A 21,739-nucleotide genomic window follows, 5' to 3' on the forward strand; every position below is an offset into this window, starting at 1 on the left:
CCCGGCGCCGGACGGCGCCGCGTTCAGCGGCGGATCGTAGAATGTTGAGATCATGGCTTCTCTTTCCTCCGAACCGACGATCATCGCGGCCTCGCCCGCCGCGGTCGACGCTGACGGGCACCGGCGCTCCTACGAGGTGCGCACCTTCGGCTGCCAGATGAACGTGCACGACTCCGAGCGCCTCTCCGGCTCCCTGGAGAGCGCCGGATACGTGCGGGCCGATGCCGGCGAGGACGCTGACATCGTCATCATCAACACGTGCGCCGTCCGCGACAACGCCGCAGGCAAGCTCTACGGCACGCTCGGCCACCTGAAGTCCCGCAAGGACAAGCACGCCGGCATGCAGATCGCCGTCGGCGGCTGCCTGGCGCAGATGGACCAGCAGGCAGTGCTCGACAAGGCCCCGTGGGTGGACGTCGTCTTCGGAACGCACAACATGGGCTCGCTCCCCGGCCTGCTCGAGCGCGCGCGGCACAACGGCGAAGCCGAACTCGAGATCCTCGAAGCACTCGAGGTGTTCCCCTCGACGCTGCCCACCCGACGCGACTCCGCCCACAGCGGCTGGGTCTCCATCTCGGTCGGCTGCAACAACACCTGCACCTTCTGCATCGTCCCGAGCCTGCGCGGCAAGGAGAAGGACCGCCGGCCCGGCGACATCCTCAACGAGATCCGCCTGCTCGTCGAAGACGGCGCGATCGAGGTCACCCTGCTCGGCCAGAACGTGAACTCCTACGGCGTCGAGTTCGGCGACCGCCAGGCCTTCAGCAAGCTGCTGCGCGCCGCAGGCGAGATCGAGGGACTCGAGCGCATCCGCTTCACCAGCCCGCACCCCGCCGCCTTCACGGACGACGTCATCGATGCGATGGCAGAGACGCCTTCCGTGATGCCGCAGCTGCACATGCCACTGCAGTCCGGCAGCGACCGCGTACTCAAGGCCATGCGCCGCTCCTACCGCAGTTCGCGCTACCTCGGCATCATCGAGCGGGTTCGCGCGCGCATCCCGCACGCCGCGATCACCACCGACATCATCGTCGGCTTCCCCGGAGAGACCGACGAGGACTTCGAAGAGACGATGCGCGTCGTCGAGCAGTCCCGCTTCTCCGGAGCCTTCACCTTCCAGTACTCCATCCGCGAGGGCACGCCCGCAGCGACCATGGGCGACCAGGTGCCCAAGCACGTCGTGCAGGAGCGCTATGACCGGCTGATCGCCCTGCAGGAGAGGATCTCGCTCGAAGAGAACCAGAAGCAGGTCGGCCGCGAGGTCGAGGTGCTGGTCTCGGTCGGCGAGGGCAAGAAGGACGCCGAGACCCACCGTCTCACCGGTCGCGCCGAGGACAACCGTCTCGTGCACTTCGAGGTCACGCCCGGATCCGACCTGCCGCGCCCCGGCGACATGGTCACCGTGAAGATCACCCACGCGGCACCGTTCCACCTGCTGGCCGACGACCCGACCGGCGCCCCGCTGCGCATCCGCCGCACTCGCGGCGGCGACGCATGGGACCGCGCGCAGGCCGACTCGTGCGGCATCCCCGCACCGGCCGGGCAGAGCGGCGCACCTCGTGCGGTCTCGCTGGGACTGCCGACGCTGCGCCCGCAGTGACCGGCAGCACACCGACCACCGCCGGACGGCGCCTGTGGGCGGTCGTCGGCGCCACCGGCACCGGCAAGAGCGACTTCGCCCTCGACCTCGCCGAGACGCTGCACCGGCAGGGCAACCCTGCCGAGATCGTCAACGCGGATGCCATGCAGCTGTACCGCGGCATGGACATCGGCACAGCCAAGCTCTCCGTCGCCGAGCGACGCGGCATCCCGCACCACCTTCTCGACGTCCGCGACGTCACCGATGAAGCGGCGGTCGCCTGGTATCAGCCGCTCGCACGCAGCGTCATCACCGGGATCCACGAGCGCGGGGGAGACGCCATCCTCGTCGGCGGTTCGGGACTGTACGTCTCGAGCGTCATCTTCGACTTCCGCTTCCCTCCGAGGGATGCCGCGCTGCGAGCGCGCCTGGAGGCCGAGCTCGACGAGCACGGGGCCGGTGCGCTGTTCGAGCGCCTCCGCGAACGCGATCCCGCGACAGCCGACCGCATCGACCCCAAGAACGGGCGCCGCATCGTGCGCGCCCTCGAGGTGCTCGAGCAGGGTGCCGCCACCCACGGCGCCGCCCTCCCGGACGCGCCGGACCTGTGGCATCCCCAGACCCCCATCGTCGGACTGCACACCCCGCGCGAGGTGCTCGTCGAGCGGCTGGACCGTCGCGTCGAGCGCATGTGGCGCGACGGGATGCTCGGCGAGGTTGAGCGGCTCCGCGACGCGGGGATCGAGCGCGGCGTCACGGCATCCCGTGCCATCGGCTATGCGCAGGCGCTCGCGCAGCTGCGCCGCGAGGTCACCGAGCAGGATGCCGTCGCCGAGACGCAGGCGCTCACCCGGCGCTATGCGCGCCGTCAGGTGTCGTGGTTCAAGCGGTACCCCGGCATCGAATGGACCGAGTCCGGCTCGGCCGAGGCGCAGCGGATCCTGGACGGCGCATGATCATCCGGACCTTCCAGATCGATGACACCGAGAACGTCGTCGCGCTCTGGCATGCCGCAGGACTCACCCGGCCCTGGAACGACCCCTACGCCGACATCAGGCGCAAACTGGCCGTACAGCCCGAGCTCTTCCTCGTCGCGGACGACGACGGTGAGGTCGTCGGCAGCGTGATGGGCGGGTACGACGGCCACCGCGGCTGGCTGTACTACCTGGCGGCCGCACCGCACCGTCAGGGCGAGGGTATCGGACGTGCGCTGGTCACAGAGGCCGAGCAGCGCCTGATCGCCATGGGATGCCCGAAGGTGCAGCTGATGGTGCGCCCGGACAACGACCAGGCCTTCCGGTTCTACGATGCCATCGGCTACGAGAGGTTCGACGTCGGCACGACGGGGAAGCGTCTGATCCCCGACGACTGAATCCGGCCGCCATGGCGACGACGACGCCGATGGGCAGACCGCGGGAATGTCGGTGCCCACGTGCACCATGGACGCATGACGACGCACTACTACACGGCTTCCAGCCTCGACGGGTTCATCGCCACACCCGAGCACTCGCTGGACTGGCTGCTGAAGCAGGACTTCGACCCGACCGGACCGATGGCCTATCCGGCCTTCATCGAGACCATCGGCGCACTGGCCATGGGCGCATCCACGTACGAGTGGATCATGCGACACGAACAGGGGCGCTGGGACTACACCCAGCCCGCCTGGGTGTTCACGCATCGTGCACTGCAGCTGCCGGAGGGCGCGGATGTGCGCCTGACCCAGGCGGATGTGCGCGAGGTGCATGCCGAGATGACCGCCGCGGCCGCGGGTAGGAACCTCTGGATCGTGGGCGGGGGAGAGCTGGCGGGGCAGTTCGCCGACGCCGGTCTGCTCGACGAGGTGTGGCTGCAGTTCGCTCCCGTCACCCTCGGGGCGGGCGCGCCGGTGCTGCCGCGCACCCTCGACCTGGAGCTGCTGGAGGTCGCACGCAACCGAGGGTTCCTCTGCGGGCGCTACCGGGTTCAGTGCTGAATAGACTGGTGCGCATGGTCGCATTCACCAAGGGGCACGGCACCGGCAACGACTTCGTCATCATCGAGGACGTCGACGGGCAGCTGGACCTCACCCCCGAGCAGGTTCAGGCGCTGTGCGACCGCAACTTCGGTGTCGGCGCCGACGGCGTGCTGCGGGTCGTGCGGTCGCGGGCTCTGGCCGACGGCGCCGCGGCTCTGGCCGAGGAGCCGGCCGCCGAGTGGTTCATGGACTACCGCAACTCCGACGGATCGGTCTCGGAGATGTGTGGCAACGGCATCCGGGTGTTCGCGCACTACCTGCTGCGTTCGGGCCTGGCATCCCTCGACGCCGGATCGACGCTTCCGATCGGAACCCGTGCCGGGGTGCGCGACGTGATGCGCAGCGACACCGGCTACCAGGTCGACATGGGTCGCTGGCGCCTCGCGGGCGGTGAGCCGCTGGCCCGCGCCGCGGGACTCTCGGTCGCACGCCCCGGCCTCGGCATCGACGTCGGCAACCCGCACGTGGTCGTCGCGCTCGCCTCCGACGACGAGCTCGCCGGGCTCGACCTGAACCCGACACCGATCCTCGACCCGGCGCCGGCCGCGGGCGCGAACGTCGAGTTCGTCGTCCCCGGTGAGCCGCTGGTGCGCGACGGAGTCGGGCACGTGCGGATGCGGGTGCACGAGCGCGGATCCGGAGAGACGCTCAGCTGCGGTACGGGAGCGGTGGCCTCCGCCCTGGCCGTGCGGCACTGGGCGGGCGAGCGCGCGCCGCACCAGTGGCGCGTCGAGGTGCCAGGCGGCACGCTCGGGGTGCGGATGTTCCCCGCCGAGGACGGCGAGCACGTCGCACTGTCGGGACCCGCGCAGCTGGTCTACCGCGGCGAGATCGACCTGGTCTGACCCAGCGACCTCGTCTGACCCAGCGCGACGAGCCTCAGGCGGCGGTGAGTCAGCCGGGGATCGCGATGGGCGCGGTCGGCGGGTTGCCGTGCCTGCGTACCTTCAGCACCCGGTAACCCTTGCCGGTGGCGGCACGATGCACGCTGTAGCCGGGCGTGAAGGTCGCCGCCATCCAGCGCTGCAGGGAGTCCGAACCCAGGTTGCGCTGCACCACCATCCACGCGTCGCTGCGCTCGTCGAGCCGCGGGATCCACCGCTCGAGCATGCTGTGCAGTTCGTTCTTGCCCACGCGGATGGGCGGGTTGGAGCGGATCGTGCGGAAGGTCACCTGGTCGGGAACATCGTCGGGCTTCACAGCGTTGACATTGGTGAGTCCGAGAGCCTCGGCGTTGCGCCGGGTCAGGTCGAGGGCTCGCTCATTGACGTCGACCGCCCACACGGTCGCGTGCGGGGCGGACAATGCCATGGTGAGACTGATCGGACCCCAGCCGCATCCGAGGTCGAGGAAGTCGCCCCCGGGAGGAAGGGGCGGCATGTTCGCGAACAGCACGGCGGTTCCGGCATCCAGACGGTCGGGGCTGAAGACCCCACCTGCGGTGGTGACCTCAACGTCACGATCCGCGAGGGTGACTCGGATGCTGCGCAGGTTCTCTGCGCTTGCCGGCGCCGCGCTGAAGTAGTGGTCGGACGCCATGCAGTGAGCGTACCGGACGGACGGGGCTAAGGTTAAGGCGCCGTGAGCACAGAATCCACAGACAAGGACCGGATGACGAAGACCAACGACGAGAACACCACACCCGACGCGCTCGACCGCGTGCTGGCGCACGCCGAACCGCGCACTCAGGCGAGAGTGTTCGGAGCCGCCCAGGCGCTGCAGGATGCGACCACGGCCGCTCACGGCGCCGGTGACGGGGAGCAGTGGGATCTCGAGGATCGGCACGCCCTGCGTCGTGTGGCGGGCCTCTCCACCGAACTCGAGGACGTCACCGAGGTCGAGTACCGGCAGCTGCGGCTGGAGAACGTCGTGCTCGTCGGGGTGTACCCGCAGGGTGCTCAGGACGATGCGGAGAACTCGCTGCGCGAGCTCGCCGCCCTCGCCGAGACCGCGGGCGCCGTCGTGCTCGACGGGCTGCTGCAGCGTCGCCCGCATCCCGACCCGGCCACCTACCTCGGCCGCGGCAAGGCCCAGGAGCTCAAGGACATCGTCGCCGCCGTCGGCGCCGACACCGTGATCGCCGACACCGAGCTGGCGGCCAGCCAGCGACGTGCCCTCGAGGACGTCGTGAAGGTGAAGGTCATCGACCGCACCACAGTGATCCTCGACATCTTCAGCCAGCACGCCAAGAGCCGCGAGGGCAAGGCGCAGGTCGAGCTCGCACAGCTCGAGTACCTGCTGCCGCGTCTGCGCGGCTGGGGTGAGTCGATGAGCCGCCAGGCCGGTGGCCAGGTCGGCGCCGGGGGAGCGGGCATGGGCTCGCGTGGTCCCGGTGAGACGAAGATCGAACTCGACCGCCGCCGCATCCGCACCCGTATGGCGCAGCTGCGCAAGCAGATCCGCGAGTTCGCACCGGCACGCGACGCCAAGCGCGCCGAGCGCAAGCGCAACACGATCCCCTCTGTCGCGATCGCCGGGTACACGAACGCCGGCAAATCGAGCCTGCTCAACGCGCTCACCAGCGCGGGCGTGCTCGTCGAGAACGCCCTGTTCGCGACCCTGGATGCGACGGTACGGCGCGCCGAGACCGCAGACGGACGCGTGTACACGCTGACCGACACGGTCGGCTTCGTGCGCAACCTGCCGCACCAGCTCGTCGAGGCGTTCCGTTCGACGCTCGAAGAGGTCGGCCAGGCGGATGTCATCGTGCACGTCGTGGACGGCTCGCATCCCGACCCGTCGGCGCAGCTACAGACCGTGCGCGATGTGATGGGAGACGTCGGGGCGCGGGACATTTCCGAGCTGGTCGTCTTCAACAAGGCCGATCTGGTCGGCGAGGACGAGCGCCTCGTGCTGCGCGGGCTGGCGCCCGACGCGCACTTCGTGTCGTCGCGCACCGGCGAGGGCATCGACGAACTGCGCACGGCCATCGAGCGGATGCTGCCGATGCCCGCCGTCGAGGTGCGGGCGCTCGTGCCGTACGACCGGGGCGACCTCGTCTCGGCCGTGCACGAGAGCGGCGTGCTGCTCTCGGCAGAACACGCCGCGGACGGCACGCTCGTGCACGCGCACGTCTCCGAGCGGCTCGCCGCCGAACTCGCCCCCTTCGCGGTCTCCTGAGCGCACGCACCGGCCGCCCCGGCGGCCGGTGCGGCAGACCTTCGCGACGGCTCAGCGCGCGGAGAAGCGCCCCTCGACGGTCGCCGACACGGTGATCTCCTCACCCTGGAACTCCATCGCGGCGGAGGCATCCATGGCGAATCCCGCACCGGCGCGCATCGCGACCACACTCGGCACCTCGGAGGAGATCAGCCCGCGGTCCGCGATCTCGAGCGGGGTCACGTCCTGCAGGCCGAGAGCCTGCGCGTACGCCTGCGCGCGCGACACGGCGACGCCAACGGCCCGCGTCGCGACCTCGCGCTCCGCCTCACGCTCGGTCTCAGGGGTCAGATGCCAGTCCATGTGACCGACCGAGACGCCATCCTCCGCCGAGAGCTCGGTGATCCAGACCGACAGGTCCGAGATGTCCGAGAAGGTGGCGGTGAACTCGACGCTGGCGCGGTACACGGGCGCCAGGCGCCTGCCTTCGGTGTTCCAGGGGCGTTCGGCGTAGACGCTGAGCCGCTGGCTCGTCCACGCCGTGACGCTGCCGGCCTGCTCCCGGGCCTTGATCCCGTCGCGCACAGGCTCCGCGAGCGACAGGGCCCGCTGCACGACATCCTCGCGGTGCGGCCCGTCCACTCCGACGCTCAGGTGGACGGTGGCCCGCTCGGGCGCGATGCGCAGCTCGTGCTCGCCGCGGACGGTGATGATGACCTCGCTCATGCGTGCGACTGTACGGCACGCCGGTGACACCGCGGTCGCGGAATAGCATCCGGCCCCGATCCGTTGTAGTCTGTGATGCTCGGGAGCGTGAGTTCCCGTCTGGTAATTCCACAGTGTGACAGCGGCTCCTTCGCGAGAAGGTCCACGGGGCTGATCGGTTTCGACGGCGCCTGTGTATCGACGAGAAGCGGGCCGAGGATGCAGGGTCATCTCGTGAACGATCCCTGCGAACCAATAGTTGCCGAATCCAAGCGCAACGACTTCGCCCTCGCTGCCTAAGCGAGCCCGATAGTCCGTCAGACCGTATGTGATCCCGATACGGACCCTGGCGTCATCTAGGGATCTTGCTGCGTGATGGCGTCTGGACGTCACGTGGGACTCTTCCCAGGCTGGGCTCGTCGACTTAGGTGTCTGTGACAAAGGTCGGAGCCGAGCAGAACGCCTCTACAGACTGCGCCCGGAGAAGACGTGGATTAGCAGCGTCGGACGGGGGTTCGATTCCCCCCAGCTCCACCAAGCCGCTGTCACTGTGGAAAGCGAGAGGCCCGCCTCCCGGTGTCATGCCGGGGAGCGGGCCTCTCGTCGATTCAGGTACGGGGCCGCAGGCCGCCCAGCGTCACCGCGAGGATCTCCTCGCCCAGCAGGTCCGGGTCGACCGGGCCGTCGGGGCGGTACCACTCGACGACCGAGTTGATCATGCCGAAGATGAGGCGCGTGGCGACTCCGGCATCCAGATCCGCGCGCACCAGGCCCTCCGCCTGCGCCTCGCGCACCAGACCCGTCACGGTGTGGTCGAAGCGCCGCCGGCGCTCCAGCGCCGCGGCCTCGATGACGCTGTTGCCGCGCAGCCGCAGCAGCAGTGTCACCTGCGGCTGGCGTGCGGTGAGCACCTGCACGGCGCCGCGGATGATCGCGGTCAGCCGCGATGCGGCGGTCGTCTCGGTGAGAGCATCCTGCAGCGCCTTCTCGAGCCCGCCGAGGGCCTGTTCGAGGGCGATCTCGAGGATCTGCTCCTTCGAGTCGACGTGGTGGTACAGCGCCGACTTGGTGACGCCGAGCCGCCGGGTGAGGTCCGAGACCGAGGTCGCGTCGTATCCCTGCGCGTTGAACAGCTCGACGCCGGCGCGGATCACGTCGTCCCGATCGTGCCCTGGGCGCCCGCGGCGCACGGGGCGCAGTCCTGCGGTCACGACGTCATCCTCGGCATGACACCAAATCTAGCCCGCGTCGCACGAGAACCGGTCCGGCTGGCGGGAGGTCGTCAACGGCACCGGGACGAAGCCGACTAAGCTGGAGAGGTTATCCGACGATCTGGAGGCAAGCGAAGTGGTCGACTTCATCGTGTTCATCGTGCTGTTCCTCGGTGGGTTCTACCTTTTCGGGGTCTCGTGGAGCCTGCCGACCGCTCAGGGCCTCGCCTTCTCCGCAGGCATCATCCTGGTCAGCCTCGCCCTCGCGTACGTGATGCGCCAGCGCGGCTCGGACACGCGCCGCACCGACAACTGGAACCAGCGCAACCAGTGATCGCCGGGCGCCGCTCGTGCAGCGGCGCCCCCCTCCAGAGGTGCTGCGTCAGTTCTCCCACTCGATGAGAAGCAGCCCCTGCTTGGTGTCGGCGAACTTCACCCAGCCGTCACCGAACTCGTACGTCATCCCGTATCCGGCGTCATCCGTCGCGATCGCAGTGGCCGGATCCTCGGTGAAGTAGACCAGGTCGCCCTCGGTCGACCGCAGCCACGCGTCGCGCTGCAGGTTCGACTGCGCGGTGCGCGCGGCGTCGGCGCTGAGCGGCCCCCAACCGTACATCTGGCCGTGATCGGATGCCGTCGTGTAGTCCGCCCACAGGCATTCCAGCCCGCCTTCGACGACCACGTCGCCGATCCTGAACTCGCGCTCCTTGTAGGTCCACCCCTGCGCGGTGAGCGCATCGACCGTCGCGGACGAGATGAGCGTCCCGCAGGTCGGTGTCTCGGCGACCGTGGGGGGCGGCGTGCTCTCGACAGGGGCCGTGGTCACGGTCGCCTTCGGCATCTCGGGCGTCTTCGTGGGGGAGGAGGTGGGGGCTGTCTCCGTCTGGGTGCCGCTGCAGGCGGTGAGTGTCAGCGCGGCGAGCAGCGCGACGGCAGTGAGGGATGTGCGGGTTTTCATGTGATCCGTGGGGAGTCGGGATGCGGTGCGGGGAAGGGGAGGGTGCTGCGGGGAGCGCGACGCTCAGTGCTGTGGGACGTCGCGGAACAGCGTGAGGAACTGATCGTGCAGGATGCCGTTGGTGGCGAGGGCCGACAGCGCCGAGAGGGTCTCGGTGCCGTCGAACGCCGTCATACGTCCGCCGGCCTCGCGGACGATCGGGACGGCCGCCGCGATGTCGTACTCCTTGACATCGAACTCGGCGACCATGTCGATGCGTCCCTCTGCCAGCAGCATGTAGCTGAAGATGTCGCCGTAGGCGCGGTCGCGCCAGACCCGGTCGGCGAGGGCGAGCAGCTCGGGCATCCTGCCGGCATCCGCCCACTGCCCGATGCTCTGGAAGCTGACGCTCGCGTCGTCGAGGGTGTCGACGCCCGAGACGGTCAATCGCCGGGGTTCTCCGCTCGTGGCGGTCCAGGATCCGTGGCCGGCGGATGCCCACCAGCGGCGTCCCAGCGCGGGCATGCTGACCACGCCCACCTGGGGAACGCCGTCGATCGCGAGGGCGATCATCGTGCCCCACAGGGGCACCCCGCGCAGGAAGTTCGCGGTGCCGTCGATCGGGTCGATGATCCACTGGCGGTGCACATCGCCTTCGGCGCCGTACTCCTCGCCGAGGATGCCGTCCTGTGGGCGCTCGGTGCTGAGCAGCTCGCGGATAGCGCGCTCGGTCGCGAGATCGGCATCCGTGACGTGCGACCGGTCGGCCTTGCGTGAGACCTCCAGGTCGGATGCGTCGAAGCGCGGCATCGTCTGCGCATCGGCGGCGTCCGCCAGTCGCAGGGCCAGCTCGAGGTCGGCAGGGAGCTCTGCGGCATTGGGGGAGACTGTCACCTCAACAGGATAGTCGGGGGTGGGGCGTGCGAGCGGCTCTGCAACGCGCCCGAGATGATCACGATTTGGTGCACTCCCACCCCGCTGGTAATGTAATTCCTCGGTCGGGTTCATCCCGGACCATGCGCCTCTAGCTCAATCGGCAGAGCAATTGACTCTTAATCAATGGGTTCAGGGTTCAAGTCCCTGGGGGCGCACCAGAAGCCTGAGGCCCGGATCCGGAGGATCCGGGCCTCAGGCTTTTCGTCGTCCTCGTGCGCGTGCGTGAGCTGTGGTTCAGGTCCCGCCCATGAGCGCTGCGGCCTCGTCCACGGTGTCGACCAGGTGCACGTGCGCCTCCATCGGCCTGCCCTTCGCGAGCGCCCTCAGCAGCGGCCAGGCCGGGTAGCGCTCGGTCCAGTACTCCCGCCCCACGAGCACCATCGGCGCGGTGGACGACTCATCGGCGTAGTAGTTCTCGCAGGCGTCCTGGAAGATCTCCTGGATCGTTCCGCCCGACCCGGGCAGGAACGCGATGCCTCCCCGGCAGACCTCGAGCAGCACCGCCTCGCGCTGCGCGTTGCGGAAGTATTTCGCCACGGCGTTCGCGAAGGGGTTGGGCGGCTCGTGCCCGTAGTGCCAGGTGGGGATCCCGAGCGAGTCCGCACCACCCGGGAAGCGCGCCCGCACCGCGAAAGCCGCGCGCGCCCAGTCGGCGATGCTGGGAACGAAACCCGGAACCGCGCTGAGCAGGGCCAGAGCCTCGGCGAGGGCCTCCTCCGGCTGCGTCGAGAGGTAGCCGCCGAGGTTCACCGCCTCCATCGCGCCCGGCCCGCCTCCGGTGGCGACGGTGCACGTCTGCGACAGCATCCACCCCAGGCGCGCCCCGGCGGAGTAGGTGCTGTCGGCCCGGGCCGCGGCGTGCCCGCCCATCACACCGACGAGCCGTCGACCCCGGGTCCATTCCTCCAGTGCCAGGTCGATGCTGTGGTCGTGCAGCGCCTGGGCCAGGGCGGTCTCTCTCGAGCTGCCGCGCTGCGACCATGCGTAGACCCGGGCATCCAGCGACCGGGGATACAGGTCATCGTCGAACAGTTCCGCGGGCGTGTACAGCGTCGCCCGGTAGGTGTCGACCGGCACATCCGGGATCGCGGGGAACACGATCGCCCCGCGTGCGCGCACCGACTCGTCGTCCTCGGGGTGCAGGGTGCAGCCCAGGAACAGGGCGCCCGCGACATCGCGCGAGCGGAGTGCAGCACCGTGATCGCTGAGGTCGAGCCCCCGCAGATGCCAGCCCGACAGCGACATCGCCCCGGACGCCAGACGGCTGTCGAGATCGTCCAGTGAATCGACGTCGACGACGCGTCCGTGCGTTCTCCTCATGTCGTCGAGATTAGGCGACGGTGCTCTTCCGTCATTGCCGACGCGGTGACATCATGGCGACGAGGAGGTTGTCATGATCGAACTCGAGGACATCGACACGGACGAAGACGGCGCGCTCACCGCGACCGCCGAGCTGCCGGGTGGACGCCGCGTCACAGTGGAGTACGAATTCGAGGAGGAGTTCGAGCGCGACGACGATGGCGACGACGACGCGGACGAGGACGGCGAACTCGACGACATCGAGCGCGAGGACCTCCCCGACATGGACGCCATGCAGGCCACCGTGCAGCACGCACTGGCACGGCTGAGCCAGGAGGTGCTGGATGCCCGCGAGCGCGAGGTCGCCGAGGAGCTCACCGATGCCGCCTATGAGGACGAGGAGGAGGACGAGGTCGACAAGGCCGAGGCGCTGCAATCGCTGAAGGATGACCTCTCCCTCGACGGCGTCGTGGTGTTCGGCGACGGCGGCATGACACTGCTGTACATGGCTCCGGAGGAGTATCCGGATCTCATCATCTACTGCCTGCTCGACGAGGACCTCGAGATCGAGGATTTGATGGTCGAGTAGTTCGGCTCGGGCCCTTCGAGAGTCTCAGGGACCCAGCACACTGGGTTGCTGAGCCTGTCGAAGCACCCGGGCCAGCTGTGAGTGCTGGGGCCCTTCGACAGGCTCAGGTACCCAGGGTCAGGCGACTCGGATGGTGGCGCCGCGGGTGAGCGTCTCGAGCTGGTCGAAGGTCAGCGGCATCACCGTCTCCGGTGTCCCGCCTGCGGTCCAGATCTCGTCGTAGCCGCGCAGATCCTCGTCGAGATACGTCCGCAGCGGCGCAGGATGCCCGACGGGTGCCACACCGCCGATCACCTGGCCGGTCGCCTCGCGCACGATCGCCGCGGGCGCCATGGCCACGGCATCCGCCCCGATGCTCTGCGCGAGCACCCCGAAGTCCACCCGGTGCGCGCCGCTGGTCATCACGAGGATCGGCTCGCCGTCGGCGACCAGCACGAGGCTGTTGGCGATCGCGCCCACCTCGCACCCGATGGCCGCAGCCGCCAGGGCGGCCGTGCGCGCCGAGTCCGGCAGCACGACGATGCGGTTCCGGATGCCGGCGGCGGCGAGCCGCTCATGCACGATGCGGCTGCGGGCGGGAAGCGTCTCGGGTGCGTTCACGGTTGCTCGGGCTCCTCTGCTCGGATGCCGCACGGGCGGCGTCTCCCACGAGGATAACGTCGCCGCGCCACCGCCGAGCGGCGGTTCGCCTTGACGACCGGCCCGCGCCGTTCTAACATTCCAATACCTGAATCGGGTTTCATGTTCCCGACCTTCCACTGTTGAAAGGCATCCAGATGCGGGTTACGAAGAAGTTGCTCCTGGGTTCGGTGATCGCCACCGCGGCCCTTGTCATGTCGGCCTGCGCGCCGCAGCCCTCCGCAGCCCCTGAGGGTGGCGTAGACGAAGGCCCCGCTGAGGTGCGCGTCGGCGTCATCACCAGCGAGACCGGCCCCCTGGCCGGATACGGCCAGCAGTACCTCGACGCGTTCACCGCCGGGCTCGACTACGCCACCGACGGCACCGGCGAGATCGACGGCATCAGGATCGTCATTGAGAACCGCGACGACGCGGGCGACCCCGACACGGCCGTCACCGCCGCGAAGCAGCTGATCGGCGAGGGCGTGAACATCCTGATGGGCAGCGCCTCGTCGGGTGTGTCGCTCGCGGTGGCCGAGCAGGCAGCGCAGAACAAGGTGCTCTTCATCTCGGGCCCGGCCGCCGCCGACGCAATCACCGGGGTCAACGAGTACACCTTCCGCTCGGGCCGTCAGTCCGCACAGGACGTCGCCACGGCCGGTACGTTCCTCGATGACATCGACGGCAAGAAGATCGTCGTCTTCGCGCAGAACAGCGCGTTCGGTCAGGGCAACGTCGCCGCGGTCGAGGCCATCCTCGGCGCCAAGGGCGCGACGGTCGAGCCGGTGCTCGTCGCCGAGGACGTCACCGAGTTCACCCCGTTCGCACAGCAGGTGCTCTCCGCGCAGCCCGACCTGGTGTTCGTCGCCTGGGCCGGTGCCACCTCAGGCGCCATGTGGCAGGCCATGAGCCAGCAGGGCGTGCTCGACGCGATCCCCGTCGTCACCGGTCTGGGCGACAAGGCCACGTTCGGCGCCTACGGCGTCGCCTCCGAGCAGATCAACTTCCTCAACCACTACTTCGGCGCCGCCCCCGACAACGAGGTCAACGACGCGATGGTGGCAGCGCTCGAAGAGGCCGGCACCGAGCCCGACCTGTTCAGCCCGGACGGCTTCAACGCGGCGATCATGCTCGTGCAGGCCGTCAAGGAGGGCAAGGGCGACGTGGATGCGATGGTCGCAGCGCTCGAGGGCTTCACGTTCGAGGGCCCCAAGGGCACCAACACGGTGCGCGCCGAGGACCACGCCCTGCTGCAGGACATGTACCAGGTGAAGCTCGTCGCCTCCGGCGACGCCTTCACCCCCGAGCTCGTCGCCACGGTTCCCGCCGAAGACGTCGCTCCCTGACCCGCATCCCCGAGGAGCCGCAGTGAACACCCCAGCCCCGCCCGCCGCCGGAGCATCGCTCCGGATCGAGGGTCTCGGTCTCGACATCGGAGGTGCGACGATCCTGAAGGACGTCGACCTCACGGTCGAGCCCGGTGCCCTGGTCGGAGTGATCGGACCGAACGGCGCAGGAAAGACCACGCTGTTCAACGCCGTCTCAGGAGTGATCCGGCCGACCGCCGGACGCATCCTCATGGACGACGTCGACATCACCCGCACGAGCGTGCCGCAGCGCGCGCGGGCGGGACTGGGGAGGACCTTCCAGACCTCCAGCCTGTTCCCCCAGCTCACCGTTCGCGAGAACGTGCGCGTCGCGGTGCAGGCCACGGAAGGCGGCAGCTATTCGCTGCTGCACTTCCCGAGAAGAACGGATGCCGCGAGCATCCGCGCCGAGGAGCTGCTGCACTCCGTGGGCCTCGGGCACCGGCTCGACGCCCGCGCGGGCGACATCAGCCACGGCGACAAGCGCAAGCTCGAGATCGCCGTGCTGCTGGCCACGCGGTCCCGCCTCGTGCTGCTCGATGAGCCCATGGCCGGCGTCGCCTCCGGCGACGTCGCGGGACTCGTCGACAGCATCCGGGGCCTGCAGGCCGAGACCGGATGCACCGTGCTGATGGTCGAGCATCACATCGAGGTGCTCATGGGGCTGGTCGACCTCGTCGCCGTGATGTACTTCGGCACGATCATCGCCGTCGACACCCCGCAGCGGATCATGGAGAACGCCACCGTGCAGAGTGCATACCTGGGGACCGGAGCATGACCCCGATCCTGCAGGTGCGGAACCTGCGCGCATCCATCGCCGGCCAGCAGGTCGTCGAGGACGTCACCTTCGACGTCCCCGCGACCGGCATCACCGCCGTGCTCGGCCGCAACGGTGCGGGCAAGACCTCGACGCTGCGCGGCATCCTGGGGCTCATCTCCCGCAAGGGCGAGGTGCTGCTCGACGGCGAGCGGATCGACGGGTTGAGCACCCACCGCATCGTGCAGCGCGGCGTCGGCTACGTGCCTGAGGACCGTGAGGTGTTCGCGGGCCTCACCGTCGCCGAGAACCTCGCTCTCGCCGAGCGCCAGCGCGAGCCGCGCCGCGAGTTCGTCGACCAGCTCTTCCCCGACCTCGTCGCCCGGCGCGAGCAGCGCGCGGGAACCCTCTCGGGCGGGCAGCAGCAGATGGTCTCGGTCGCACGCGCCCTGCTCAACGACAACCGCCTGCTGCTCGTCGACGAACCCACCAAGGGCCTTGCGCCCAAGATCGTCACCGAGGTGGCCGACGCGCTGGCCGAAGCGGCCGCGACCGTCCCCATGCTGCTCGTCGAGCAGAACCTCGACGTCGTGCGCCGTCTCGCCGACCAGGCGATCGTCATCGCCGGCGGCCGCGTCGTGCACACCGGCCGCGCCGCCGACATCCTCGACGACGCCGACCTGACCCGACGCCTCCTGGGCGTCAGCGCGGAGGAGCACGTATGAGCACCCTCATCCTCACACTCGTCATCGGCCTGGGCCTGGGCGCGCTGTACTTCCTCGTCGCCAGCGGGCTGAGCCTGATCTACGGGCTCATGCACGTGCTGAACTTCGCGCACGGCGCCTTCCTCACCCTCAGCGCCTTCGTCGGGTGGGCGTTCGCCCAGCTGATCGGCGTCTCGAGCTGGGGCGGCTTCCTGCTGTCGATCCTGGTCGGTGCGCTCGTCGGGGCGGTCTTCGCCGCCGTCACCGAACTGCTGCTGATCCGGCCGCTGTACGAACGGCACATCGAGCAGGTGCTCGTCACCGTCGGACTGTCGTTCGCCGCGATCGCCCTCTTCGAGGGCATCTGGGGCACCGACCCGGTCACGGTCGCAGGGCCCGCCTGGCTCAGTCAGACCACCAGCGTGCTGGGCGCCAGCATCCCGAACAAGTACTGGGTGCTCATCATCGCCGCAGCGCTCGTGCTCGCCGGCCTCGTGCTGTTCCTGAACCGCACCCGCTACGGCATGATCATCCGCGCCGGCGTCGAGAACCGGGCCATGGTCACCGCGCTCGGCATCGACGTGCGCCGCTCGTTCACGCTCGTCTTCGCGATCGGCGGCGCCGCCGCCGGCATCGGCGGAGTGCTCGCCATGCACGCCATGACCTACGTCTCGGCGCACCTGGGCTCGACACTGCTGATCTTCGCCTTCATCGTCACGGTGGTCGGCGGGCTCGGCTCGCTCACCGGCGCCGCCATCGCCTCGGTGCTCGTCGCGGTGCTGCAGCAGGTGGCCAACACCTATCTCGGGGGCACCGGCGACTTCATCGTCGTGATCCTGCTGGCCGTGGTGCTGCTGGTGCGGCCCGCGGGACTCATGGGAAGGAGGGCCTGATCATGCGCGGCACCGTTCCCGCCCGCTGGGCACCGCTCGCCGTCGGTGTCGTCCTGGTCGTCGTACTGGCGATCCTGCCGCTGCTGAACCTGTCGATCCCCGGCGTCCTGCCCGGCGCCACCTACACGCCGGGATCGCTCGCGCTCATGTCGCTGTGCATGGTGTTCGCGGCCCTCGCCCTGTCGTACAACCTCATGCTCGGCACCGCCGGGATGCTGTCCTTCGGCCACGCGCTGTACTTCGGCGCCGGAGCCTACGGGCTGGGCATCGTGCTCGACGCGGCGCAGCTGCCGCTCGCGGCGGGCATCTTCGCCGCGCTCATCGGCGGCATCGTGATCGCCGTCGTCACCGGTGCGGTCGCGATGCGCGTGAACGGCATCCCGTTCGCCATGGTGACCCTCGCCTTCGCGCAGGCCGGCTCTGTGCTCGTCCGCCGCAATCAGGCGATCACCGGCGGCGAGGAGGGCCTGAGTCTGAACACCGCCACCGTGCCCGACTGGCTCGTCGGCGTCGTCAACACCAGGAACCTGTACTGGTTCTCGCTCGCGGTGGTCGTCATCGTCTACCTCGTGGTGCTCTGGGTCGACCGCTCGCGTCTCGGGCACCTCGCCGCCGCCGCACGGGAGAACGACCTGCGCGTGCGGGTGCTCGGCCTGCAGCCGACCCGCGCCAAGCTGCTCGTCTTCGTCGTCGCCGGGCTGTGCGCCTCGCTCGCCGGCATCGCCTATCTGCTGCTGCAGTCGGGCACCCAGCCCAGCGCCGTCGGTGCCGATCTCACGATCACCGTGCTCGTCATGGTCGTGCTCGGTGGCGTCGGGTTCCGGTGGGGTGCGATCCTCGGTGGTGTGCTCTACACGATCCTCGACCAGCGTCTGACGGTGCTCGCCCGCGCCGAGGGCATCCAGCAGCTGCCCGACGTGCTGCGCGTGCCGCTGTCGGAGCCGCTGTTCCTGCTCGGCGTGCTGTTCATCCTCGTCGTCATGTTCCTGCCCGGCGGCATCGCCGGCACCGTCGACGCCTGGCTGCGTCGCCGGCGCGGCAGCGCGCCGAGCGCCCGGATCGAGGCGATGGACGAGCAGGACGTCCTCGAGCCGGTGGCACGATGACCTCCGGGATCGTGGGAGCGCACACGATCGGCCGCTGGCTGCACGACAGCGCCCTCGCAGCCCCTGCCCGCATCGCGATCGATGACCGCGGGGTGCGCACCGACTACCGCACCCTCGCCGACCGTGTCGACGCGCTCGCGCGGCGGCTGACGGATGCCGGGTACGGCGCCGGGCAGCGGATCGCGACGGTCTCGGGGAACTCGGCCGACCACATCGTCGCCTTCTTCGCCTGTGCACAGCTCGGAATCGCCTTCGTCCCGCTGTCGTGGCGGCTGACCCCGGCCGAACTGGCCGACCTGATCACGCGCACGGCGCCCGCCCTGCTGCTGGTCGAGGACGAGCACGCGGCGCTCACGACCGCGGCGCTGGAGCTCGCGGAGGCCGCCCCTTCTCGTGTCGCACTCGGCGTCGCGGGGGTGGAGGCGGATGCGCCCGCCGCGGTGGATGCCGTCGCCGCGCGCCCCGCGCACGACGACGACCCGCTGCTGATCATCTACACCTCCGGCAGCGAAGCGGCGCCCAAGGGCGTGGTGCTCACCCACGAGAACTGCTTCTGGAACAACCTCGCCCTCGACCGCGCCATGCCGCTCGACGCCGACGACGTCGTGCTGGCGATGCTGCCCCAGTACCACGTGGCCGCCTGGAACGTGCAGCCGCTGCAGGCGTGGTGGCGCGGCGCCACGGTCGTGCTCGAGCGCGGCTTCGACCCGGGCCGGGTGCTGCAGCTGATCACCGCGCGCGGCGTGACCGCGATGATGGGGGTGCCCACGCAGTACCGGATGCTGCAGCGGCATCCGCTGTGGTCCTGCGCCGACCTGTCGTCGCTGACCCGCATCGTCGCGGGCGGAGCCACCATCCCCGAGGATCTCGCCGCACTGTGGGGTGAACGCGGGCTCGCGTTCACCCAGGGCTACGGGCTCACCGAGGCCGGCCCCAACGTGCTCTTCCTGGCACCCGAGCTCGCCGCCGAGCACCCCGGTGCCGTCGGGCGTCCCTACCCGGGGGTCGACGTGTGCCTGGTCGATCCCGACACCGGACTCGAGCTCGAGGGCGCCGCCACCGGAGAGCTGTGGGTGCGGGGGGCGAGCGTGTTCGCCGGCTATCTGGACGACCCCGAGGCCACGGCACGCGCACGGCACGGCGAATGGCTGCGCACCGGTGACCTGCTGCAGCGCGACGCCCAGGGCATCCACCGCGTCGTCGATCGCCTGAAGGAGATCTACGTGTCGGGCGGTGAGAACGTCGCCCCGGCCGCGGTCGAGCGCGCCCTCGCCGCGCACCCGCTGGTCGTGGCCTGCGCGGTCGTCGGCGTCGCCGACGAGACCTGGGGCGAGCGGGGCTTCGCGTTCGTCGTGACCAGCGGCGCCGTCTCGGCCGACGAGCTGCGCGCGTTCGCGGCGGAGCGGCTGGCGTCGTTCAAGCTGCCCGCGCGCATCGAGTTCATCGACAGGCTGCCGCGCTCGACCATCGACAAGGTCGCCCGCAGCACGCTGCGCCGCATGGCGCAGGACCTCATGGCGGCGCAGCCCGCCCAGAAGGAGACGCATGACCGTGCACACTGACGACCCGCCGATCTCGCCGGCGACCGGACGGCCGTTGACCAAGCGCGGCCAGCAGACGCGTCGTCGCCTGCTGGAGGCCGCAGAGCAGGTCTTCGCCGATCTCGGCTACCACGAGGCGTCGATCGTGAAGATCACCGACAGTGCCGGCGTGGCGCTGGGCACGTTCTACCTGTACTTCGACAGCAAGCAGTCGATCTTCGAGGCGCTGGTCGTCGACCTGAACAGCCGCGTGCGCCACTCGATGTCCGAGGCGATGGCGGGGGCCGCCGACCGCATCGAGGCCGAGCGCCTCGGCTTCGAGGGCTTCTTCCGGTTCACCGCGCAGCATCCCGCCCTCTACCGCGTCGTGCGCGAGGCCGAGTTCGTCTCACCGGCGATGCTGAAGCTGCACTACGAGCGCATCGTCGACGGCTACCGCGCGGGACTCGCCGCCGCGCAGCGCGACGGTGAGATCGCCGCCGAGCTCGACACCGAGGTCGTCGCCTGGGCGCTGATGGGCGCCGGCGAGCTGATCGGCATGCGGTATCTGCTCTGGGAGAGGGATGCCGATGGCTGCCCGCCCGAGCAGATCGATCCGGCTGTGCTCGAGGGCATGACCGCATTCATCACCCGGGCGCTGCGCCCGGATGCCACGGCCACAGAGCCCGATGCCACGGAGGGGGTACAGCGATGACGGAGCAGGATCTCGCCGGACGGCGAGCCGTGATCACCGGAGGGGCGAGCGGTATCGGCCTCGCCTGCGCACGGGAGTTCGCCCGCAGAGGCGCGCACGTCGTGATCGCCGACCTCGACGCCGCGGCTGCCGAGACCGCGGCAACCGAGCTCGGCGGGGAGGCCTGGGTCGTCGACCTGTCCGACACCCGGGCTCTCGACACCCTCGCGCTCGACGCCGACATCCTCGTCAACAACGCCGGCATCCAGCGGGTGAGCCCGATCGTCGACTTCGACCCCGAGGCGTTCCGCAGCATCCAGCGCATCATGGTCGAGGCGCCGTTCCTGCTGATCCGCGCCGTGCTGCCAGGCATGTACGAGCGCGGCTGGGGCCGGATCGTGAACGTCTCCAGCGTGCACGGGCTGCGCGCGAGCGCCTTCAAGTCGGCCTACGTCACCGCCAAGCACGCACTGGAAGGTCTCTCGAAGGTCACCGCCCTGGAGGGCGGACCGCACGGCGTGACCAGCAACTGCATCAACCCCGGCTACGTGCGCACGCCGCTGGTCGAGAAGCAGATCGCCGACCAGGCACGTCTGCACGACATTCCCGAGAGCGAGGTCGTGCAGCGGATCATGCTGACCGAGAGCGCGATCAAGCGCCTCGTCGAGGCCGATGAGGTCGCGTCGCTGGCGGGATGGCTGACCTCGGACACCGCGGGCATGGTCACCGGCGCCTCGTACACGATGGACGGCGGATGGAGCGCCCGGTGATGCGCCACGCGTACCGCACCACCGATGTTCCCGTCGCCGGGGGCGAACTGCGCGTGGGCATCTGGGAGCCCGAGGGCGGCGCCACAGCGACCGTCCTGCTGATCCACGGCGTGACCGCCTCGCACCTGGCCTGGCCATTCGTCGTCGAACGGCTCCCCGGCGTGCGCGTGATCGCGCCGGATCTGCGCGGTCGCGGCGCGAGCGGTGCCGTCGAGGGGCCGGCCGGCATGGCCGCGCACGCCGACGACCTCGCCGCCGTGCTGCATGCGCTGGGCATCGGCAGCACGCTCGTGGTCGGCCACTCGATGGGCGCCTTCGTCGCGGTGGTGCTCGCGCACCGGCACCCCGAGCGGGTGCGGCGTCTCGTACTCGTCGACGGAGGGATGCCGCTGGCCGTGCCGGCCGGTGTCGCACCCGAGCAGCTCGTGCAGGTGATCCTGGGGCCGGTCGCCGAGCGCCTGTCGCGGCGATGGACCGGCGTGCGGCAGTACACCGACGAGTTCTGGCGCCCGCATCCCGCCTTCGCGCGGCACTGGAGCGACGAGCTCGAGGCGTACATCGCGTACGACCTGGTGCCCGACGGCGATGCCTTCCGCGCAGCGACCCGCTACGAGGTCATGGCCGAGGACACCCTCGACATGAACACCGGCTCTGCGCTGCCCGATGCGCTGGATGCCCTGTCGGTGCCGACTCTGCTGATCACGGTGCCGCGCGGCCTGCAGGACGAGGAGCCAGGACTGTACCCCGAGCAGCACCTGCGCAGCGTGCTCGCGGCGCACCCCGCCGTGCGACATGTGCGCTTGGACGACCTCAACCACTACACCGTCGTGATGTCCCCGGCGGGGGCTGAGGCGCTCGGCCCGCTCATCCGGGAGGAGCTGAGCCTGGCCGAGCCGGCGCGGTCGACTTGACGCGCTGCGCCGGCGCCCGTCCGATGGGGA

24 protein-coding genes, 1 tRNA gene and 1 other RNA gene are annotated in these 21,739 nt (G+C 69.9%); 19 read left to right on the forward strand and 7 right to left on the reverse strand.

What is annotated here, in order from left to right:
• The first annotated feature begins 52 nt into the window (after positions 1–52).
• From miaB to dapF, 5 genes are all read left to right on the forward strand, one after another.
• The gene (miaB, locus tag H7694_RS06320) at positions 53–1,600 is read left to right on the forward strand and encodes a tRNA (N6-isopentenyl adenosine(37)-C2)-methylthiotransferase MiaB (RefSeq protein WP_193598677.1); all 1,548 of its coding nucleotides are present in this window, start codon (positions 53–55) and stop codon (positions 1,598–1,600) included.
• Positions 1,597–2,535, forward strand: a complete 939-nt coding sequence (gene miaA / locus H7694_RS06325) for a tRNA (adenosine(37)-N6)-dimethylallyltransferase MiaA (protein WP_227468318.1) — start codon at positions 1,597–1,599, stop codon at positions 2,533–2,535. Before miaB ends, miaA begins: the two co-directional genes overlap by 4 nt.
• Complete coding sequence (locus tag H7694_RS06330; protein WP_193598679.1) at positions 2,532–2,951, forward strand: GNAT family acetyltransferase; 420 nt, start codon at positions 2,532–2,534, stop codon at positions 2,949–2,951. Before miaA ends, H7694_RS06330 begins: the two co-directional genes overlap by 4 nt.
• A gap of 75 nt (positions 2,952–3,026) precedes the next feature.
• Complete coding sequence (locus H7694_RS06335; RefSeq protein ID WP_193598680.1) at positions 3,027–3,551, forward strand: dihydrofolate reductase family protein; 525 nt, start codon at positions 3,027–3,029, stop codon at positions 3,549–3,551.
• A gap of 8 nt (positions 3,552–3,559) precedes the next feature.
• Positions 3,560–4,438 carry a diaminopimelate epimerase gene (dapF, locus tag H7694_RS06340; protein ID WP_193598681.1) on the forward strand — a complete coding sequence of 293 codons (879 nt, stop codon included), beginning with the start codon at positions 3,560–3,562 and terminating at the stop codon, positions 4,436–4,438.
• 49 nt (positions 4,439–4,487) lie between these two features.
• Here the strand turns inward: dapF and H7694_RS06345 are convergent, their stop codons facing one another.
• Positions 4,488–5,132, reverse strand: coding sequence for a class I SAM-dependent methyltransferase (locus H7694_RS06345; protein WP_193598682.1), 645 nt, complete (start codon positions 5,130–5,132; stop codon positions 4,488–4,490).
• 72 nt (positions 5,133–5,204) lie between these two features.
• Here H7694_RS06345 and hflX point away from each other — a divergent pair, with 72 nt between their 5' ends.
• Positions 5,205–6,713 carry a GTPase HflX gene (gene hflX, locus H7694_RS06350; protein WP_193599103.1) on the forward strand — a complete coding sequence of 503 codons (1,509 nt, stop codon included), beginning with the start codon at positions 5,205–5,207 and terminating at the stop codon, positions 6,711–6,713.
• Between the two features lie 51 nt (positions 6,714–6,764).
• Here hflX and H7694_RS06355 read toward each other — a convergent pair whose 3' ends face one another.
• The gene (locus H7694_RS06355) at positions 6,765–7,418 is read right to left on the reverse strand and encodes an SIMPL domain-containing protein (protein ID WP_193598683.1); all 654 of its coding nucleotides are present in this window, start codon (positions 7,416–7,418) and stop codon (positions 6,765–6,767) included.
• 146 nt (positions 7,419–7,564) lie between these two features.
• Between H7694_RS06355 and ssrA the strand changes: the two genes are divergently transcribed.
• Positions 7,565–7,934, forward strand: a transfer-messenger RNA (tmRNA) gene (ssrA, locus tag H7694_RS06360).
• Between the two features lie 71 nt (positions 7,935–8,005).
• On the opposite strand, the gene H7694_RS06365 is transcribed toward ssrA, so the two are convergent.
• Positions 8,006–8,608 carry a TetR/AcrR family transcriptional regulator gene (locus H7694_RS06365; protein ID WP_193598684.1) on the reverse strand — a complete coding sequence of 201 codons (603 nt, stop codon included), beginning with the start codon at positions 8,606–8,608 and terminating at the stop codon, positions 8,006–8,008.
• 136 nt (positions 8,609–8,744) lie between these two features.
• Between H7694_RS06365 and H7694_RS06370 the strand changes: the two genes are divergently transcribed.
• A complete protein-coding gene (locus H7694_RS06370; RefSeq protein ID WP_193598685.1) occupies positions 8,745–8,942 on the forward strand; it encodes a hypothetical protein in 198 nt (65 codons plus the stop codon).
• Positions 8,943–8,990: 48 nt separating this feature from the next.
• On the opposite strand, the gene H7694_RS06375 is transcribed toward H7694_RS06370, so the two are convergent.
• Together H7694_RS06375 and H7694_RS06380 are read right to left on the reverse strand one after the other, a co-directional pair.
• The gene (locus H7694_RS06375; protein WP_193598686.1) at positions 8,991–9,566 is read right to left on the reverse strand and encodes a hypothetical protein; all 576 of its coding nucleotides are present in this window, start codon (positions 9,564–9,566) and stop codon (positions 8,991–8,993) included.
• A gap of 63 nt (positions 9,567–9,629) precedes the next feature.
• Positions 9,630–10,439 carry an inositol monophosphatase family protein gene (locus tag H7694_RS06380; RefSeq protein WP_227468319.1) on the reverse strand — a complete coding sequence of 270 codons (810 nt, stop codon included), beginning with the start codon at positions 10,437–10,439 and terminating at the stop codon, positions 9,630–9,632.
• A gap of 124 nt (positions 10,440–10,563) precedes the next feature.
• Between H7694_RS06380 and H7694_RS06385 the strand changes: the two genes are divergently transcribed.
• Positions 10,564–10,639, forward strand: a tRNA-Lys gene (locus tag H7694_RS06385).
• 76 nt (positions 10,640–10,715) lie between these two features.
• Here the strand turns inward: H7694_RS06385 and H7694_RS06390 are convergent.
• On the reverse strand, positions 10,716–11,801 hold the full coding sequence (locus H7694_RS06390) for an LOG family protein (RefSeq protein ID WP_193598688.1): 1,086 nt from the start codon (positions 11,799–11,801) through the stop codon (positions 10,716–10,718).
• A 73-nt stretch (positions 11,802–11,874) separates the two neighbouring features.
• On the opposite strand from H7694_RS06390, the gene H7694_RS06395 reads away from it, so the two are divergent.
• Positions 11,875–12,369, forward strand: coding sequence for a hypothetical protein (locus tag H7694_RS06395; RefSeq protein ID WP_193598689.1), 495 nt, complete (start codon positions 11,875–11,877; stop codon positions 12,367–12,369).
• A 117-nt stretch (positions 12,370–12,486) separates the two neighbouring features.
• On the opposite strand, the gene H7694_RS06400 is transcribed toward H7694_RS06395, so the two are convergent.
• Positions 12,487–12,969: a YbaK/EbsC family protein gene (locus tag H7694_RS06400; protein WP_227468320.1), complete on the reverse strand. Its 483-nt coding sequence runs from the start codon at positions 12,967–12,969 to the stop codon at positions 12,487–12,489.
• A 176-nt stretch (positions 12,970–13,145) separates the two neighbouring features.
• On the opposite strand from H7694_RS06400, the gene H7694_RS06405 reads away from it, so the two are divergent.
• The 9 genes from H7694_RS06405 to H7694_RS06445 are packed head-to-tail and all read left to right on the forward strand — an operon-like array spanning position 13,146 to position 21,709.
• On the forward strand, positions 13,146–14,333 hold the full coding sequence (locus H7694_RS06405) for a substrate-binding domain-containing protein (RefSeq protein ID WP_193598690.1): 1,188 nt from the start codon (positions 13,146–13,148) through the stop codon (positions 14,331–14,333).
• Positions 14,334–14,355: 22 nt separating this feature from the next.
• Entirely contained in the window at positions 14,356–15,132 is a 777-nt protein-coding gene (locus H7694_RS06410; protein WP_193598691.1) for an ABC transporter ATP-binding protein, read from the forward strand.
• Positions 15,129–15,836, forward strand: a complete 708-nt coding sequence (locus H7694_RS06415; protein ID WP_193598692.1) for an ABC transporter ATP-binding protein — start codon at positions 15,129–15,131, stop codon at positions 15,834–15,836. Before H7694_RS06410 ends, H7694_RS06415 begins: the two co-directional genes overlap by 4 nt.
• Positions 15,833–16,708, forward strand: a complete 876-nt coding sequence (locus H7694_RS06420) for a branched-chain amino acid ABC transporter permease (protein WP_193598693.1) — start codon at positions 15,833–15,835, stop codon at positions 16,706–16,708. The genes H7694_RS06415 and H7694_RS06420 overlap by 4 nt, the downstream gene beginning before the upstream one ends.
• Positions 16,709–16,710: 2 nt before the next feature.
• Positions 16,711–17,814 (forward strand): branched-chain amino acid ABC transporter permease, encoded by a 1,104-nt coding sequence (locus H7694_RS06425; protein ID WP_193598694.1) that lies wholly within the window; start codon positions 16,711–16,713, stop codon positions 17,812–17,814.
• Positions 17,811–19,376: a class I adenylate-forming enzyme family protein gene (locus tag H7694_RS06430; RefSeq protein WP_193598695.1), complete on the forward strand. Its 1,566-nt coding sequence runs from the start codon at positions 17,811–17,813 to the stop codon at positions 19,374–19,376. Before H7694_RS06425 ends, H7694_RS06430 begins: the two co-directional genes overlap by 4 nt.
• Positions 19,360–20,049, forward strand: a complete 690-nt coding sequence (locus H7694_RS06435; protein WP_193598696.1) for a TetR/AcrR family transcriptional regulator — start codon at positions 19,360–19,362, stop codon at positions 20,047–20,049. The genes H7694_RS06430 and H7694_RS06435 overlap by 17 nt, the downstream gene beginning before the upstream one ends.
• On the forward strand, positions 20,046–20,798 hold the full coding sequence (locus tag H7694_RS06440; protein WP_193598697.1) for a 3-hydroxybutyrate dehydrogenase: 753 nt from the start codon (positions 20,046–20,048) through the stop codon (positions 20,796–20,798). Before H7694_RS06435 ends, H7694_RS06440 begins: the two co-directional genes overlap by 4 nt.
• Positions 20,783–21,709: an alpha/beta fold hydrolase gene (locus H7694_RS06445; protein WP_193598698.1), complete on the forward strand. Its 927-nt coding sequence runs from the start codon at positions 20,783–20,785 to the stop codon at positions 21,707–21,709. The genes H7694_RS06440 and H7694_RS06445 overlap by 16 nt, the downstream gene beginning before the upstream one ends.
• Positions 21,710–21,739: the final 30 nt, after the last annotated feature.

The organism is Microbacterium sp. YJN-G (assembly GCF_015040615.1).
GTDB lineage: Bacteria > Actinomycetota > Actinomycetes > Actinomycetales > Microbacteriaceae > Microbacterium.

Excerpts from the sequence above, each read along its gene's own strand:
- miaB (WP_193598677.1), top strand. The coding sequence starts at position 53 with ATGGCTTCTCTTTCCTCCGAACCGACGATCATCGCGGCCTCGCCCGCC.
- H7694_RS06330 (WP_193598679.1), top strand. The coding sequence starts at position 2,532 with ATGATCATCCGGACCTTCCAGATCGATGACACCGAGAACGTCGTCGCG.
- H7694_RS06335 (WP_193598680.1), top strand. The coding sequence starts at position 3,027 with ATGACGACGCACTACTACACGGCTTCCAGCCTCGACGGGTTCATCGCC.
- H7694_RS06345 (WP_193598682.1), bottom strand. The coding sequence starts at position 5,132 with ATGGCGTCCGACCACTACTTCAGCGCGGCGCCGGCAAGCGCAGAGAAC.
- hflX (WP_193599103.1), top strand. The coding sequence starts at position 5,205 with ATGACGAAGACCAACGACGAGAACACCACACCCGACGCGCTCGACCGC.
- H7694_RS06355 (WP_193598683.1), bottom strand. The coding sequence starts at position 7,418 with ATGAGCGAGGTCATCATCACCGTCCGCGGCGAGCACGAGCTGCGCATC.
- H7694_RS06375 (WP_193598686.1), bottom strand. The coding sequence starts at position 9,566 with ATGAAAACCCGCACATCCCTCACTGCCGTCGCGCTGCTCGCCGCGCTG.
- H7694_RS06390 (WP_193598688.1), bottom strand. The coding sequence starts at position 11,801 with ATGAGGAGAACGCACGGACGCGTCGTCGACGTCGATTCACTGGACGAT.
- H7694_RS06395 (WP_193598689.1), top strand. The coding sequence starts at position 11,875 with ATGATCGAACTCGAGGACATCGACACGGACGAAGACGGCGCGCTCACC.
- H7694_RS06405 (WP_193598690.1), top strand. The coding sequence starts at position 13,146 with ATGCGGGTTACGAAGAAGTTGCTCCTGGGTTCGGTGATCGCCACCGCG.
- H7694_RS06415 (WP_193598692.1), top strand. The coding sequence starts at position 15,129 with ATGACCCCGATCCTGCAGGTGCGGAACCTGCGCGCATCCATCGCCGGC.
- H7694_RS06420 (WP_193598693.1), top strand. The coding sequence starts at position 15,833 with ATGAGCACCCTCATCCTCACACTCGTCATCGGCCTGGGCCTGGGCGCG.
- H7694_RS06425 (WP_193598694.1), top strand. The coding sequence starts at position 16,711 with ATGCGCGGCACCGTTCCCGCCCGCTGGGCACCGCTCGCCGTCGGTGTC.
- H7694_RS06430 (WP_193598695.1), top strand. The coding sequence starts at position 17,811 with ATGACCTCCGGGATCGTGGGAGCGCACACGATCGGCCGCTGGCTGCAC.
- H7694_RS06435 (WP_193598696.1), top strand. The coding sequence starts at position 19,360 with ATGACCGTGCACACTGACGACCCGCCGATCTCGCCGGCGACCGGACGG.
- H7694_RS06440 (WP_193598697.1), top strand. The coding sequence starts at position 20,046 with ATGACGGAGCAGGATCTCGCCGGACGGCGAGCCGTGATCACCGGAGGG.
- H7694_RS06445 (WP_193598698.1), top strand. The coding sequence starts at position 20,783 with ATGGAGCGCCCGGTGATGCGCCACGCGTACCGCACCACCGATGTTCCC.